The organism is Rheinheimera sp. (assembly GCF_036568245.1).
Classification (GTDB): domain Bacteria; phylum Pseudomonadota; class Gammaproteobacteria; order Enterobacterales; family Alteromonadaceae; genus Alishewanella.
In genome coordinates this window covers 1-2,012 of the sequence record NZ_DATCSY010000415.1, presented here as the reverse complement: position 1 = coordinate 2,012, position 2,012 = coordinate 1, and the positions used below count along the sequence as shown (strand labels likewise).

At 53.1% G+C, this 2,012-nt stretch carries 2 protein-coding genes; one reads left to right on the top strand and one right to left on the bottom strand.

The window, feature by feature from the left end:
• Positions 1-327 (bottom strand): MFS transporter (locus VIN66_RS18705; protein WP_331925393.1); only part of this gene is annotated, 327 nt, incomplete at its 3' end.
• 158 nt (positions 328-485) lie between these two features.
• On the opposite strand from VIN66_RS18705, the gene VIN66_RS18700 reads away from it, so the two are divergent.
• A complete protein-coding gene (locus VIN66_RS18700; protein WP_331925392.1) occupies positions 486-1,961 on the top strand; it encodes a coniferyl aldehyde dehydrogenase in 1,476 nt (491 codons plus the stop codon).
• Positions 1,962-2,012 lie beyond the last annotated feature (51 nt).

Sequence of the window (2,012 nt, the reverse complement as noted above, 5' to 3'; positions counted from 1 at the left end):
AATCAATAAGCCAGCACTTAGTGCCAGCGTAATGCCGCTGCTGGCCATCGCCATCGTTATCAGGCCCGCTGTATAACAGAGGCCGCCCGCCAGCACCACTTTTTTCGCCCCGATACGATCAGCCAGCGCGCCGGTCAGGGGTTGCGTCAGGCCCCAAATCAGGTTTTGCAGCGCTATGGCCAGCGCAAAGGTTTCCCGGCCCCAGCCGAATTCATTACTCATCGGCGTTAAAAACAGGCCAAAACCGTGACGAATACCCAGCGCTATCGTCAGCACGACAGAACCTCCGAGCATAATATAAAACGCAGATTGCACCCGTGATGACATAACGGCTCCGGTACCTGGCAGTAAGGTGTAAAGCATATCAGGTTCTGCAAGGCCAGTGTTACTGGCAGAAGGTCTTAAGTCCAAGCGTTTTATTGACAAAATGACCGCTGGTCATTAGTCTGCTGTGAAAATGACTCTTGGTCAGTTTGGGGTGAACAATGCACGCAGCAAACTCAGTAAGTGATAGTACAACCGGCAACAGCAATACGGCTGACCATAACGCGGCCTTTAGCCGCTTCGCCAGTTGCCTGGCGTTGCAACGTTCAGCCTATCAGGCAGATCCGGTGCCGCAGTTAAAACAGCGACTGGCTGATCTGGACGCCCTAAAAGCGCTGATCCGCGACAACGAGCAGGCATTGGTCGATGCGGTGAATGCCGATTACGGCAGCCGCTGCAAGTTTGAAACCCGCTTCTCTGAAATTCTGATGGTACTGGAAGACATCAGCCGCACCCAAAAGCAGTTAAAGAAATGGCTGAAACCGCAAAAACGCCATATCGACCGCTTATTGTTTCCTACTTCATCCTGCAAAGTACTGCCGCAGCCGTTGGGCGTTGTTGGTGTGATCGTGCCGTGGAATTTCCCCATCATGTTGTCACTGGCACCGCTGGTGGCCATTTTTGCCGCCGGCAACCGTGCCATGGTCAAAATGTCAGAAAACTCAGAGCAGCTGGCACAGCTGTTGATCAGGCTGGCGCCACAGTACTTACCGTCTGACAAACTGCAGTTTTTCGCCGATGACGGCGGCACTGGCCCGGCGTTTTCGCAGCAGCCGTTTGATCATCTGTTTTTTACCGGTTCAGCCCAAACCGGCCGTGCCGTTATGGCCAATGCAGCAAAGAATCTGACCCCGGTGACACTGGAGCTGGGCGGCAAATCACCTGCGGTAGTGGCGCCGGACTTTAGCCTGGATAAAGCCGCAGATCGTATTTTATGGGCGAAAGCCTTTAATGCCGGCCAAATCTGTACCAATGTCGATTACCTGTTTCTGCCAGCCGGTAGCGAGCAGTCATTTACTGAGTTGGCGCTAAAACTGGTGGCAAAACGCTATCCGGATATCAACAGCAACGATTACACCGCTATTATCGATGAACGCGCGTATCAGCGCCTTAAGGCGACGTTGGAAGACGCAGTGGCCAAAGGCGCGACCGCAGTCAACCTGATGCCGGGGCAAAGTGCGGTGCCTGACACGAGAAAATTCCCACTGACGCTGTTGTTTAACGTAAGCGACGATATGCTGGTGATGCAGCGTGAGATTTTTGGCCCTTTGCTGCCGGTAAAAACCTATACCGATACAAGCGAGGTGGTGCAGTATATTAACGCCCGGCCAAGGCCGCTGGCGTTTTATCCCTTTACCCATGACAAAGCGTTACAGCAGCGCTATTTAACCCAGGTGATGTCGGGTGGTGTCACCATCAATCATGCCATTTTGCATGTCGGCCAGCATGACTTGCCCTTTGGCGGTATCGGTGAAAGTGGTATGGGGCATTACCATGGTTATGAAGGCTTTTTAACCTTCAGCAAACTACGGCCGGTGTTTGTGCAGGGCGCTTATAACAGCGTCAGTATGTTGCTGCCACCTTACGGCAAGCTGGCGCATAAGATGACCGATTGGCTGATCCGCTTAAAAGGCTGATGATGAAACAGAATGCGATGACAGACGCCGCCAAACTGCAGCGGCGTCAGG